This window comes from Oliverpabstia sp., assembly GCF_022785585.1.
GTDB classification, from domain to species: domain Bacteria; phylum Bacillota; class Clostridia; order Lachnospirales; family Lachnospiraceae; genus Oliverpabstia; species Oliverpabstia intestinalis.
The window spans coordinates 15,064-28,802 of sequence record NZ_JALFPR010000105.1 but is presented as its reverse complement, the minus strand read 5'-3'; the positions used below and the strand labels follow the sequence as shown (position 1 = coordinate 28,802).

Annotated in this window: 14 protein-coding genes; 13 read left to right on the top strand and 1 reads right to left on the bottom strand. The window is 43.1% G+C overall.

What is annotated here, in order from left to right; translation table 11 throughout:
* The 11 genes from MSA64_RS07455 to rlmH all read left to right on the top strand — a co-directional run.
* A partial coding sequence (locus MSA64_RS07455; protein WP_287891180.1) for a hemolysin family protein occupies window positions 1–1,257 on the top strand: 1,257 nt, incomplete at its 5' end.
* Window positions 1,258–1,274: 17 nt separating this feature from the next.
* Window positions 1,275–2,003: a YebC/PmpR family DNA-binding transcriptional regulator gene (locus MSA64_RS07450; RefSeq protein WP_277663950.1), complete on the top strand. Its 729-nt coding sequence runs from the start codon at window positions 1,275–1,277 to the stop codon at window positions 2,001–2,003.
* A 120-nt stretch (window positions 2,004–2,123) separates the two neighbouring features.
* Window positions 2,124–2,789 carry a ClpP family protease gene (locus tag MSA64_RS07445; RefSeq protein ID WP_022172458.1) on the top strand — a complete coding sequence of 222 codons (666 nt, stop codon included), beginning with the start codon at window positions 2,124–2,126 and terminating at the stop codon, window positions 2,787–2,789.
* Window positions 2,790–2,858: 69 nt separating this feature from the next.
* Window positions 2,859–3,041 (top strand): hypothetical protein, encoded by a 183-nt coding sequence (locus MSA64_RS07440; RefSeq protein ID WP_022172459.1) that lies wholly within the window; start codon window positions 2,859–2,861, stop codon window positions 3,039–3,041.
* A gap of 123 nt (window positions 3,042–3,164) precedes the next feature.
* Window positions 3,165–4,040 (top strand): undecaprenyl-diphosphate phosphatase, encoded by an 876-nt coding sequence (locus MSA64_RS07435; RefSeq protein WP_287891178.1) that lies wholly within the window; start codon window positions 3,165–3,167, stop codon window positions 4,038–4,040.
* A gap of 32 nt (window positions 4,041–4,072) precedes the next feature.
* Window positions 4,073–6,625, top strand: a complete 2,553-nt coding sequence (locus MSA64_RS07430) for an FtsK/SpoIIIE family DNA translocase (RefSeq protein ID WP_287891176.1) — start codon at window positions 4,073–4,075, stop codon at window positions 6,623–6,625.
* Window positions 6,626–6,652: 27 nt separating this feature from the next.
* Window positions 6,653–7,801 (top strand): chitobiase/beta-hexosaminidase C-terminal domain-containing protein, encoded by a 1,149-nt coding sequence (locus MSA64_RS07425; RefSeq protein WP_154431235.1) that lies wholly within the window; start codon window positions 6,653–6,655, stop codon window positions 7,799–7,801.
* Window positions 7,802–7,907: 106 nt separating this feature from the next.
* On the top strand, window positions 7,908–8,795 hold the full coding sequence (locus MSA64_RS07420; RefSeq protein WP_022172463.1) for a sulfide/dihydroorotate dehydrogenase-like FAD/NAD-binding protein: 888 nt from the start codon (window positions 7,908–7,910) through the stop codon (window positions 8,793–8,795).
* Window positions 8,795–10,189, top strand: a complete 1,395-nt coding sequence (gene gltA, locus MSA64_RS07415) for an NADPH-dependent glutamate synthase (RefSeq protein WP_106492999.1) — start codon at window positions 8,795–8,797, stop codon at window positions 10,187–10,189. Before MSA64_RS07420 ends, gltA begins: the two co-directional genes overlap by 1 nt.
* A gap of 266 nt (window positions 10,190–10,455) precedes the next feature.
* Window positions 10,456–11,241 carry a DUF975 family protein gene (locus tag MSA64_RS07410; RefSeq protein WP_235904320.1) on the top strand — a complete coding sequence of 262 codons (786 nt, stop codon included), beginning with the start codon at window positions 10,456–10,458 and terminating at the stop codon, window positions 11,239–11,241.
* Between the two features lie 18 nt (window positions 11,242–11,259).
* Window positions 11,260–11,739 (top strand): 23S rRNA (pseudouridine(1915)-N(3))-methyltransferase RlmH, encoded by a 480-nt coding sequence (gene rlmH / locus MSA64_RS07405; protein WP_154431234.1) that lies wholly within the window; start codon window positions 11,260–11,262, stop codon window positions 11,737–11,739.
* A 130-nt stretch (window positions 11,740–11,869) separates the two neighbouring features.
* Here the strand turns inward: rlmH and MSA64_RS07400 are convergent, their stop codons facing one another.
* A complete protein-coding gene (locus MSA64_RS07400) occupies window positions 11,870–12,733 on the bottom strand; it encodes a polysaccharide deacetylase family protein (RefSeq protein ID WP_118577083.1) in 864 nt (287 codons plus the stop codon).
* Between the two features lie 125 nt (window positions 12,734–12,858).
* On the opposite strand from MSA64_RS07400, the gene MSA64_RS07395 reads away from it, so the two are divergent.
* The gene (locus MSA64_RS07395) at window positions 12,859–13,398 is read left to right on the top strand and encodes a DUF2284 domain-containing protein (protein WP_022172468.1); all 540 of its coding nucleotides are present in this window, start codon (window positions 12,859–12,861) and stop codon (window positions 13,396–13,398) included.
* A gap of 48 nt (window positions 13,399–13,446) precedes the next feature.
* Window positions 13,447–13,728 (top strand): YabP/YqfC family sporulation protein, encoded by a 282-nt coding sequence (locus MSA64_RS07390; RefSeq protein WP_022172469.1) that lies wholly within the window; start codon window positions 13,447–13,449, stop codon window positions 13,726–13,728.
* Window positions 13,729–13,739: the final 11 nt, after the last annotated feature.

The window sequence follows — 13,739 nt, the reverse complement described above, 5'->3', positions numbered from 1 at the left end:
TACGGATTCGGTTCCGCGATCCAGAACCTCAATGAAAATGAGATAGAAGACAAAGCGGAACAGGGAGACAGAAAAAGCAAACTTCTCCTTCACATTATGAATGCCCCTGGATCACTGATTCAAACCGTACAGTTTTACCATATGTTGTTAAGCTTTCTGGTAGGTTATGTACAATTGAAAAGCATTATGAAGACAGTATCTATCAGTCTTTCTGCTACCACTGCAGGTGCCTTTTTCACAGAAAACCCCGGAAAGATCATACTGTGTATACTGGTACTTTTTGTGGATCTGATTTTACTGTCCACTTTCGGCATTCTGGTACCAAAAAGAATCTGCTCTCGTCATGCAGCAGCTTCCGCTTATCGGATGGTACATATGGTGCAGGCAGGAATTATTCTGGCCTGGCCGATTACAAAATTGATGGAACTTTTAACCAATCTCACCGTACGCCTGTTTGGTATTGATCCGAATCACACAGAAGATGATGTAACAGAAGATGAAATCATTGATCTTGTAGATGAAGCCCATGAACAGGGTATCATTCAGGAGAGCGAAGCGGAGATGATCCAGAATATCATGGAATTCCATGATAAATCAGCAAAAGATATTATGACTCACCGGAAAAATATCAATGCGCTGGACGATACTACCCTGCTAAAGGATGCCATTGTATATATGTCGGAACACAGTAATTCCCGTTATCCGGTATACCATGAAGATATCGATAATATTGTTGGATTTATCCATATCAAAGATGCCATGGAACATCAGAATCGGGCAGAATATGAAGCCAAAAGCCTGATGCAGATTCCAAAGCTGGTTCGTTCCGTCGCTTATATCCCGGAAACCCGTGGAATAGATTCTCTCTTTCAGGCAATGCAGACGAAAAAAATCCATATTGCAATTGTTGTCGATGAATACGGGCAGACCGCCGGGCTGGTAACGATGGAAGATATTCTGGAAGAGATTGTAGGAAACATCTTCGATGAGTATGACGAATCCGAAGAATTTATCCAGCCACAGTTCGACGAAAGTATTCTGATGGATGGTCTGACACCACTGGATGATGTGGAAGAAGTCCTGGGTATCGACCTTGGTGATCATGCTTTTGAAACCTTAAACGGATATCTTACTTCACTGCTGGGGCACATTCCGACAGCTGAAGATAAAGAGATAAATGCGAATGGATATTGTTTCCAGATTCTTTCTGTTGAGGACAATATTATTCAAAAAATAAGAGTAGAAAAAATACAATAGAAAAAGGAGTTTATATTATGTCAGGACATTCTAAGTTTGCCAATATCAAACACAAGAAAGAAAAGAATGATGCAAAAAAAGGAAAAATCTTTACAATTATCGGCCGTGAGATCGTAATTGCCGTAAAAGAGGGCGGTCCGGATCCTGAAAACAACAGCAAGCTGCGTGATGTCATCGCAAAAGCAAAAGCAAACAACATGCCGAACGATACCATCGAACGCGGTATCAAGAAAGCAGCCGGTGATGCCAACGCCGATAACTACGAAATGATCACCTATGAAGGCTATGGTCCGAACGGTATCGCGATCATCGTAGATACCCTGACCGACAACAAAAACCGTACTGCTGCAAACGTAAGAAGTGCCTTCACAAAGGGAAGCGGAAACGTTGGTACTCCTGGATGTGTATCTTTCATGTTCGATAAAAAGGGTCAGATCATTGTTGCAAAGGAAGACTGCGAGATGGAAGCTGATGACCTGATGATGATGGCTCTGGATGCCGGTGCAGAAGACTTTTCCGAAGAGGATGACTGTTATGAGATCATCACCGATCCGGACGATTTCTCCACTGTCCGTGAAACTCTGGAAAAAGAAGGCGTGATAATGGCAGAGGCAGAAGTTACCATGATTCCGCAGAATTATGTGGAACTAACAGATGAAACTGCTGTTAAAAATCTGCAGAGAACTCTGGATCTTCTGGAAGATGATGATGATGTACAGGCTGTATATCATAACTGGAACGAATAAAACAACAATATTTTACGCCGGGCATGGTTTCCCATGTCTCCGGCGTATTTTTTTGTCCATAACTGTCCATACTGATTGGGAACACTGACAGTTCACAGAAAGTAAAAGGAGATGCCGAATATGGACAAACAGGAAACGAAACAAAAGCTACAGCCAAAAGCAGAACCGATAGATAACGCTGTACCCCTGGAAAGCCGGATTCATTTGCTCACCATCATCGGAGAAGTGGAAGGGCATGAATCTCTGGGAGATCGTACCAAATCTACCAAATATGAAGAAATTCTTCCGCGGCTTGCTCTGATTGAAGATGATGAACAAATTGAAGGAATCCTGATTCTTCTGCACACGGTAGGCGGTGACGTGGAAGCCGGACTTGCTATCGCAGAGATGATCGCATCACTCAGCAAGCCAACCGTATCACTGGTTCTGGGAGGCGGGCATTCCATCGGTGTTCCTCTTGCCGTCTCTGCTGATTACAGTTTCATCGTCCCAAGCGCGACCATGGTTCTTCATCCCGTGCGCACAAATGGTATGTTCATTGGTGTTATGCAAACCTATCGTAACATGGAAAAAACCCAGGACAGAATCACCGGTTTTATCGCCGCGCATTCCGATATCACTCAGCCACGTCTGGAAGAACTGATGCTTGATACCTCTATGCTGGTCAAAGATGTCGGAACCATGTTAGAAGGAGAGGATGCTGTCAGAGAAGGCCTGATCAACGAGATCGGTGGTATCCGGGAAGCACTGAATAAGCTAAAAGAACTGATGAAGAAAAACATATAGTTGTTCTGCCGATCGATTCGTGTTAAAATGAGGAGACAGATAAGTTTATGTATTCGGAGGAACAAGGCTATGAAACGTTGTACAGAGTGTGCGCTGTTATTTGAAAACAGCCTGACTCACTGTCCACAGTGCGGACGACTTCTTGTCAAAGATAAAAAAAGTCCCCGCTTTTTTGTAATTACCGTACTTGCCATTACCCTGGCAATACTTTGCGGAGTTCTGATTTCTTTTTCTCCAATCATGGCTGCTTAATTTCTAAAAGTTCAGATTTTCATCCGAAAAGAGCGACGGGAGATTGTATCTCCCGTATTTTTATGATATAATAATATTTTGATGTAAGAGAAGCATACAAATAAACAATAAATGAGGATAACCATGAGTTTTTTTGACGCCATGATTCTGGGAATTGTCCAGGGGCTTACGGAATTTTTGCCGGTGAGCAGTTCCGGCCATCTGGTCATCTTAGAAAATTTATTAAATATCCGAACAGATACCGATGTACTTTTTCATGTGTTGCTGCACTTTGGTACACTGATCGCTATTTGTCTGGTTTTTAAAAACGATCTGTTCCGTATGTTGGTGGAAACCATACATATTTTTCAGGATCTGACTGCCAATTTTAAAATATATATTGATAATAAAATGCATAGTGCACAGACAACACCCTATCGCAAGATTCTTTGTAACAATTACCGCACCATGGTTGCGATGATCCTGATTTCTACAATACCAACCGGTATTCTTGGATATCTGCTGCAGAATCTTGTTGACCGGTGTAGTTCTTCCCTTTCGGTCACCGGACTTGGTCTGCTTATCACTGCAGTTGTACTGCTCGTAGTTGACAACTGGCAATTGGGGAATAAGCTGCCAAAACATATTACAGTTCCTCAGGCTCTCGCTATCGGCGTATGTCAGGGAATCAGTGTGATTCCCGGAATTTCCCGTTCCGGTATCACTATAACCGCCGGATTTTTATGCGGTTTCCGCCGCGGTTTCGCCATTCGATATTCTTATCTTGTATCGATTCCGGCAATCCTGGGTGCTATGATTCTTGAATGTGGAAAACTGGAATCAAAATCTGTCACCTGGTCTCTTGGATTCAGTTATACAGCAGGTATGCTCACCGCAGCTGTCGTCGGATATTTTTCCATTCGATTTATGCTGGCTTTTATAAAGAAGAAAAAACTTCGCATTTTTTCCATCTATTGTTTTATCATGGGGATTCTTGCGATCGTCTGTTATTTTGTGTAGAGCATATCAGATAAGGGGAGGAGATAACATCTATGCCGTCAACGGGTACACGAAAAAAAAAGAGTACTGCCGGAAGGAAAACAACCCGTAAAAAAACACCTTCCGCTAAAAAGCGCCAGAAACAGGCGTATAACCGGGAGCTGGTTACAGAGATCACGATCTTGATCACACTGGCTGTTTCCGTACTGCTGGTGATCAGCAATTTTGATATCGGTGGAAAAGTAGGAACTGTTATCAGTCAGTTTTTTTTCGGACTGTTCGGCTGGATGGCCTATCTGTTTCCGGTAGTTCTGTTTATGGGAACTGCATTTGCTATCGCAAATTATGACAATGACCTGATGTCTCGGAAACTCTGGGGTGTCGCACTGGCATTCTGGTGTCTTACTACACTGATTCACCTGTTTACTCTCGGCTGTCTGAAGGGAGATACGGTAAGCGGATATTATACTTATTGTTCACAGCACAAAACCGGCGGTGGAATCATCGGTGGTGCAACAGCAAAGTTTTTATGTGTTTCCTTTGGTACTGCAGGTGCTTATGTGCTGATGTTTATTTTTCTGATCATCTCTGTGATCATTATCACGCAGCATACGGTTCTTGCGCCATTAAAGAAAACCGGTGAAAAGGTATATCAGGAAGCACTTGAAAATCACGCCCGTCGAGTAGAAGAACGTGGGGTGTTTGCACTGGAAGAGACGAAGCTGCCAAAAGGAAAAGAAAACAATACTGTTCCGGAAAAAGAAAACGCGAAAGAAAATATAAAAAAAGAAAAACAAAAGCAACGGGAAGAACGCAGACTGGCCCGTGAAGCCGCAAAAGCAAACGCGACTTCTCCCGTCATGCCGGAGATTCATATCGAACGTCCTGCACCTGCCCCTGTCCCTGAAGAACCTGTCAATGCCATCCGGCAGGAGCTTCCGTTTGATGTACAGGAATTAAAACCTGTTACAAGCGACGAAGTACAGGCAGACCCGGATATATCAAAAGAGCAGGATACTGTTACAGAATCTCATACGGAAAAAGCCACCCGTAACAGAAAGCCGCGTTCCTCGCAGGAAGAGATAGCAAATGGTATAGAAAATATTCAGCAGGAAATCGCCAGAGAACCTGTAAAAAAAGAATATGTTTTTCCGTCGGTTGATTTTCTGAAACGAGGCGATCGAAATGCATCCGGAGATTCTGACGACCATCTGCGTGAAACTGCCATGAAATTGCAGACAACCCTGCACAATTTTGGTGTAAACGTAACCATCACCAATGTAAGCTGCGGGCCAACTGTGACCCGATATGAATTGCAACCGGAACAGGGTGTCAAAGTCAGTAGAATTGTAGGACTGGCAGATGATATCAAGTTGAATCTTGCAGCTGCCGATATTCGAATCGAAGCACCGATCCCCGGAAAAGCAGCTGTCGGAATAGAAGTTCCAAACGCTACCAACAGTCCGGTTATGCTTCGGGATCTGTTAGAGACAAAGGAATTCCGAGAATTTTCATCTGAACTTGCATTTGCCGTCGGTAAAGATATTGGAGGAAAAACAGTTGTCGCAGATATAGGTAAGATGCCCCATCTGCTGATTGCCGGTGCTACCGGATCCGGTAAATCCGTGTGTATCAATACTCTGATCATGAGTATCATCTATAAAGCCAGACCCGATGAAGTAAAGCTGATCATGATTGACCCGAAAGTAGTGGAGTTAAGTGTCTATAATTGTATTCCACATCTGTTCATTCCGGTAGTCACTGACCCGAAAAAAGCTGCCGGCGCATTGAACTGGGCTGTGGCAGAAATGACTGACCGCTATAACAAATTCGCAGAATACAACGTTCGTGACCTGAAAGGATATAATGCGAAAGTGGAGCAGCTGGCTGATATAGAAGACGAAAACAAACCTCAGAAACTTCCAAAGATCGTGATCATTGTAGACGAGCTGGCAGATCTTATGATGGTAGCTCCTGGCGAAGTAGAAGATGCGATCTGCCGTCTGGCTCAGCTGGCCAGAGCAGCCGGTATTCATCTGATCATTGCTACACAGAGGCCATCCGTCAATGTCATCACAGGACTGATCAAGGCAAACATGCCATCCCGTATTGCTTTTTCTGTATCTTCGGGTGTGGATTCGAGAACGATTTTGGATATGAATGGAGCAGAAAAACTTCTGGGAAAAGGAGATATGCTTTATTATCCACAGGGATATCAGAAGCCGGTGCGATTGCAGGGAGCTTTTGTATCAGATAAAGAAGTGGGAAAAGTTGTGGAATTTCTCACAGACAATCATCAGACGGATCAGGTATATGACAGTAAGATCACTGATATGATGAATGCTTCTCAAAGCAGCACTTCCGGATCAGGTTCCGGACAGGATCTGGATGCTTATTTCGTAGATGCAGGAAAATTTATCATTGATAAAGACAAAGCTTCTATTGGAATGTTACAGCGTATGTTCAAGATCGGCTTTAACCGGGCTGCCCGCATAATGGATCAGTTATGTGAAGCCGGTGTCGTAGGTCCGGAAGAGGGGACGAAGCCACGAAAGGTTCTGATGTCGATGGAAGAATTTGATACTTATATTGAAGAATGTTTATAACATATATTTTTTTAAAGGAGAATAAAAATGAGATGTTCAAATTGTGGAGAGCCGATTGAAGAAGGACGACTTTTCTGTTTGAATTGCGGTCAGGAAGTACAATGGGTTCCTGATTATGATTCCTTTGGCGATTATATGGTTCAGGAAAAACTGAAAAAAGAAAAAGAACAGGCAGAAGCCGCCGCTGCCAGAAAGCGTGCAGCGATCGCAGCTGAGAACCGCCGTCGAAAAAAAGCGAAGAAGAAACGGATGATCCTGGTATCTGTCGCCGGTGTTCTTGTTCTGGTTGCTGCCGGTCTGTTTTTCAAACTTGGTATGGACAAAAAAAATTACAACGATTTTGATTACCAGATCCGCATGGCAGATACTGCATTTTCCAATCACAAATACGAAGAAAGCTATAAATTTGTAGAGCGTGCTGTCAGTCTGGATGATTCGGACGTTGATGCAAAACTTCTTCTGGCACAGGTACAGGTTAAGCTGGAAAAGACGGATCAGGCAATCAAAACGCTTCAGGATGCTATTCGTCTGGAACCGGATAACCAATCCGCTTATAATCAGCTCATCAAAATATATATGGAAAATGATCAGCCCGATGAAGTGAAAAATCTGCTGGACAGCTGTGATAATGATGACATACTGAATAAATTTTCTGCTTATATCAGTAAGAATCCGGTATTCAGTCTTCCAGAGGGCAGCTATGACGAGCCGAAAACTCTTTCTTTATATTCCAAAGAGGACGAAGATCAGATTTATTATACCACCGACGGAACAGATCCGACTTCCTCAAGTAATCTGTATACCGACAGTATTGCACTCAAAGAAGGTCAGACCATTATCAAAGCGGTTACAGTGAACAAAAAGGGGATTACAAGCGATATTGTCAGCAAAACATACACGATTGCTTATGAAGCTCCTGACCCGCCGCAGATTTCTCCGTCATCCGGAAGCTTTACCACGGACATGGATACCAATATCTATATCATTGTTCCAAAAGGATGCAGAGCATATTATGCATTTGACAAAAAACCAACGATTGCCGACGAACTGTATCAGGAAGATCAGCCTGTAAAGATGTTAAAAGGAACACATACTTTCTATGCGATTCTTGTCGACGAACACAATAAAGTCAGCAGTCCGGGCAGCGCAATCTACAAACTTACAGAAGCCAAATAGAAGCTATTGATTTTTCTACATTTTTATGGCAAAATAGACAGAGGATTATAACACGTTACCCTATGAAATTGTGCCGTGTTAAAATAAAAATAACTAGGAGGATGTTATGTACAAAATTATCAAAGCGGAAAAACTGAATGAGATTGTATATCTCATGGTTGTAGAAGCACCGATGGTAGCAAAACACTGTCAGCCAGGTCAGTTTATCATTGTAAAAGAGGACGATGCAGGAGAGCGTATTCCTCTGACAATCTGTGATTACGACAGAGAAGCTGGTACTGTAACAATTGTATTCCAGCCAATCGGAGCATCTACAGAAAAATTTGCAAAACTCCAGGCAGGAGATTCATTTGAAGATTTTGTAGGACCTCTGGGATGTCCGTCCGAATTCGTGAACGAAGATCCAGAAGAACTGAAAAAGGAAAAAATCTTGTTTGTAGCAGGTGGAGTTGGTACTGCGCCGGTTTACCCACAGGTAAAATGGCTGCATGAACATGGTATTGATGCCGATGTTATCGTTGGTGCAAAGACCAAAGACCTGATCATTCTGGAAAAAGAGATGGAAGCTGTAGCAGGCAACCTGTATATTACAACAGATGACGGATCTTATGGAAGAAGTGGCATGGTAACAAAAGTAATCGATGATCTGATCGCCGAAGGAAAAACTTATACAAAATGTGTAGCTATCGGACCGATGATCATGATGAAATTCTGCTGCCTGACCACTCAGAAATATAATATTCCTACTATCGTTTCCATGAACCCGATCATGGTAGACGGTACCGGTATGTGCGGTGCCTGTCGTGTCATCGTTGGTGACGAAGTAAAATTCGCATGCGTAGACGGTCCTGAATTTGACGGACATCTGGTTGACTGGAATCTGGCTATGCAGAGACAGCAGATGTACAAAACAGAAGAAGGAAGAGCGTTATTAAAACTGCGTGAGGGTGATACTCATCACGGCGGATGCGGACAGTGCGGAGGTGACAAATAATGGGTGACGTATTAAAAAAAGTACCTGTAAGAGAGCAGGCACCGAAAGTAAGAGCAACAAACTTTGATGAAGTATGTCTTGGATATAACAAAGAAGAAGCTATGGAAGAGGCTTCCAGATGTCTGACCTGTAAAAATGCCAAATGTGTTCAGGGATGTCCGGTAAGTATCAATATTCCTGCGTTCATTAAAGAAGTAAAGGAAGGTAACTTTGCAGAAGCATACAAAGTAATCGGACAGTCCAGTGCACTGCCTGCAGTCTGTGGTCGTGTATGTCCACAGGAAACACAGTGTGAAGGAAAATGTATCCGTGGTATCAAAGGCGAAGCGGTATCCATCGGTAAACTGGAGCGTTTCGTAGCTGACTGGGCCAAAGAAAACGGTATCAAACCGGAAGCTCCGGCAGAGAAAAACGGTCATAAAGTTGCAGTTATCGGTTCCGGTCCTTCCGGTCTGACCTGTGCAGGAGATCTGGCAAAACTTGGTTACGATGTAACTATCTTTGAAGCACTGCATCAGGCTGGTGGTGTTCTGGTTTATGGTATTCCGGAATTCCGTCTGCCAAAAGATAAAGTTGTAAAAGCAGAAGTTGAAAATGTAAAATCTCTCGGTGTTAAGATCAACACCAACGTTATCATCGGTAAATCCACTACTGTAGATGAACTGATGGAAAATGAAGGATTCGAAGCAGTATTTATCGGATCCGGTGCGGGTCTGCCGATGTTCATGGGTATCCCGGGTGAAGTATCCAACGGTGTCTTCTCCGCAAATGAATACCTGACAAGAAGTAACCTGATGAAAGCTTTCCGCGATGACCACGACACACCGATCGTAACCGGAAAGAAAGTTGTTGTTGTCGGCGGTGGTAACGTAGCTATGGATGCTGCAAGAACTGCTCTTCGTCTTGGTGCTGAGGTACATATCGTATACAGAAGAAGTGAAGAAGAACTGCCTGCAAGACGTGAAGAAGTACATCACGCAAAAGAAGAAGGCGTTATTTTCGATCTGCTGACCAACCCGACAGAAATCGTTGCAGACGAAAAAGGCTGGGTAAAAGCAATCAAATGTGTTCGTATGGAACTGGGTGAGCCGGATGCTTCCGGAAGAAGACGTCCGGTTGTCATCGAAGGTTCCGAGTTTGAGATGGACGTAGATACTGTTATCATGTCCCTGGGAACTTCTCCGAACCCGCTGATTTCTTCTACTACCATTGGTCTGGACATTAACAAGAGAAAATGTATCATTGCTGATGACGAGACAGGTGCCACATCCAAAGCAGGTGTATATGCCGGTGGTGATGCAGTTACCGGTGCAGCTACTGTTATCCTGGCTATGGGTGCCGGTAAAGCAGCCGCAAAAGGAATCGATGAGTTCATCAAAAACAAAGCAAAATAAAATCAAGCAGGATTGATTTTAACTGCCGGAAGAATTTTCTATACAGAAGTCTTCCGGCAGTTTTAGTTTACAGGAAAATGCGCTTGCAACTGTTCAGTATCCTCACAGCCAGATACGTTTCCCAAAACACGTTTTAAGTTACCATAATATTATTATGTAAACTCTTTCTTTTCTCTTAATATTTTCCAGTCTGCTTGTGAGTCAATAGATTCCATGTTATAATGAAACCAAAACACAGATACTTTTGCATGAAAAAGGAGAACAACATGATGTGGACAAGATTTGAATTGAAAGAGAGAGGCAAAGCAGCCTTTCAGAGAAACTACTGGCGCAGCGTACTTGTTGCATTTATTCTGATGTTATTTGTCAGCGGTGGCGGAAGTGCTGTAGCCAACAGCTGGGATCAGGTAACTTCTTTCGACACTTCCGATGATTCTTATTATACAGAATACTTTGATGAAGGAGACATCGGACACTTTTATTACAACTCCGGTACTTCTATTCCCGGTATGCTGATTAAAGGAATCATTGCAGTTGTCGTAGGAAGTGCAATGATTGTCGGTGCCTTACTTGGGATTTTCCTTCTAAATCCTCTCGAAGTCGGTGGCTGCCGTTTCTTTATGGAAAATTCTGAATATCAGCCAACGGTCGGACGACTGGGATTTGCTTTTCAGAAGGGCATGTACGGAAAAACCGTACTGACTTTATTTTTACGGAAACTTTTTATTGGCCTGTGGTCTCTGCTTCTGATTGTACCGGGCATCGTAAAATCTTACGAATACCGTATGGTTCCCTACCTTCTGGCAGACGACCCGAACATGACAAGACAGGATGCATTCCGTCTCAGCAAAGAACTGATGTATGGACAGAAGTGGAATACCTTTGTGCTGGATCTTTCGTTTCTCGGATGGTCCCTGCTGTCCCTGTGTACCTGTGGACTGCTGGCAATTTTCTATGTCAACCCATATGTTCAGGCGACAAATGCAGAGCTGTTTCTGGAACTGAAACGTGAATATTTTGCAAGCCGTCAGAATGCGTATCCGAGTATGTAAAGGAAATATAATTCATCTATGAAAATTACATTGTTGACTGTAGGAAAGATCAAAGAAAAATTTCTCCGCGATGCCATTGCCGAATACTCGAAACGTCTCAGCAAGTACTGCAAACTGGAGATTATCGAAGTGTCTGATGAAAAAACACCGGACCATGCCAGTGAAGTAGTGGAAAAAAGTATCCGGGATAAAGAAGGGGAACGTCTGATGCGATATATCCGGGATGATGATTATGTGATCACCCTTGAAATAGGCGGAAAGATGCTGGATTCTGTTGCATTTTCCCGTCAGCTGGAAAATCTGGGTATCCGGGGACAGAGCCATATCTGTTTTGTAATCGGTGGTTCGATCGGACTTGGTGATGCACTTGTGAAACGTTCCGATTATGCCCTGAGTTTTTCAAAAATGACTTTTCCCCACCAGCTGATGCGGGTAATTCTGTTAGAACAGATCTATCGTTCTTACCGGATCATGACCAATCAGCCTTATCACAAGTAAACCGAAATCTAACGGGTAGTTCTAAGATCAGCCGGTTGTTTTGCAGACAGCAACCGGCTGATCTTTTTTCCGTTCGGGAATATACCTCCTGTCAACTTCTTCCGTCTCTGAAACATCTTTGCAGTTTCCTTTAAATCTTCTCTGCCAGTTCCGACAGTGGTGCAAAATGATAGCCCATTTCTTCCCATTTTGTCAGAAGTTCATCCAGAATCTGCGCGTTCGTAGAAGAAGTACTGTGAAGCAGTACGACTGCTCCCGGATGGATCCGTTTTAATAATTTATCAAAGGCAGCTTCTTTTGTGGGCTGCTGATCCTGGATCCAATCCACATAGGCAAGGCTCCAGAAAAATGTCTTATATCCAAGATCGCCGGCCATCTGCAGATTTTGTGTGTTATATTTACCCTGCGGTGGACGGTAGAAGCGGGTAAGTTCTTCTCCTGTAATTTTCTGATAGAGTGTTTCCACGTCCTTTAGTTCTTTTTCAAAGGAAGCTGCATCAGAAATTTTTGACATTTCCGGATGGTGGAAGGTATGATTTCCTACAGTATGGCCTTCAGCCACCATTTGCTTAACGAGTTCCGGACTGGTTTCGAGATAATTTCCCACCACAAAAAAAGTTGCGCTTGCATCATGCTTTTTCAATGCCTCCAGAATCGCCGGTGTATTACCATTTTCATATCCGGCATCAAAAGTAAGATAGATGACTTTTTCATCCGTTGGATCCATATAGGCGGCATGATATTTTTTCAATTCTTCTGCTGATACATTTCCTGTCGGTTTTTCTCCGGTCTGCCCAAAACCAAGTCCCCAGTTCTCTGTCTCAGGATGCAGAATCTGTCCGGAAGTCTCCAGATGCTCCTGTTCTGTGTGACAGTGTATCGCCGCGCCGACAAAAAAACAGGCAATCAGTACCACACAACAGGTAAGAAAGTCTGTTTCCCGGATTATTTTTCCTGTGTGCAGCCATTGTTTGATACAATTTAAATATTTCATAGGTACTCTTTTCTTTTTCTGTCTTTACTGTATATGCCAGAGAGCGGTCCGGTATTCACCACTTGTATTCTGGCGGTACAGACGGTATAATAGAACGTAATGATTTAAGTAAAAAAGGAGTATTTATGAACTTTCAATCAATAGAAAACTATATTACACAATTTCCCATTTATCAGTATACCTTTCTTTCCATTGATGATATTGAATTCAATGACAAAGTACGTACCATCTGTAAGAGGGAATGTCCAAGATATGGAAAATCCTGGTCATGTCCACCGGCAGTAGGAACTGTGGACAAATGCAGAGAACGATGCCAGCAGTACACACATGCCCTTTTATTTTCTTCTGTGGCAGAAGTGCCGGATTATTCCAATATGGATGCTCTGCTTGCTACCAAACAGGAGCATGAGGAGATCACTGCAAAAATTGAAGCATTTTTAAAACAGGATGCCTGGCGATGCTATACACTGTCCACGGATTCCTGTTCCATCTGTGAGAAATGCACATATCCAAAAAAATCCTGTAACCACCCGGATCTGATGCATCCTTGTATTGAAAGTCATGGGATCCTGTTGACCAAAAATATCGAAGAAAATCACATGGATTATTATATGGGAGAACAGATGGTTCTCTGGTTCTCACTGATTTTTCTCCGGGAAGCATAAAGATCGGCGAATTCTCATAAACTGAATAATAAACACCGGGAGCATTCTGTGAAAAAAATAAAAATAACAACAGTGAGAGAGTGTCTGGCTGATCTGCTGGAACTTCCCGGCGATCTGGCATATCATGGATGTATCATCACACTGATTGGTGAACGGGAGATTCTTCTGGAAAATTACCGAAGTATCCTGGAATACCGTTCCGATCATCTTTTAGTACTGACCGCAAATGGAAGAATACGCATTCAGGGAGTTTCCCTCAGCGTTCTTTACTACACAGAACTTGAGATGAAAGTAACAGGACAGATCACATCTGTTTTGTATGAAATCTGACTGCGACGATC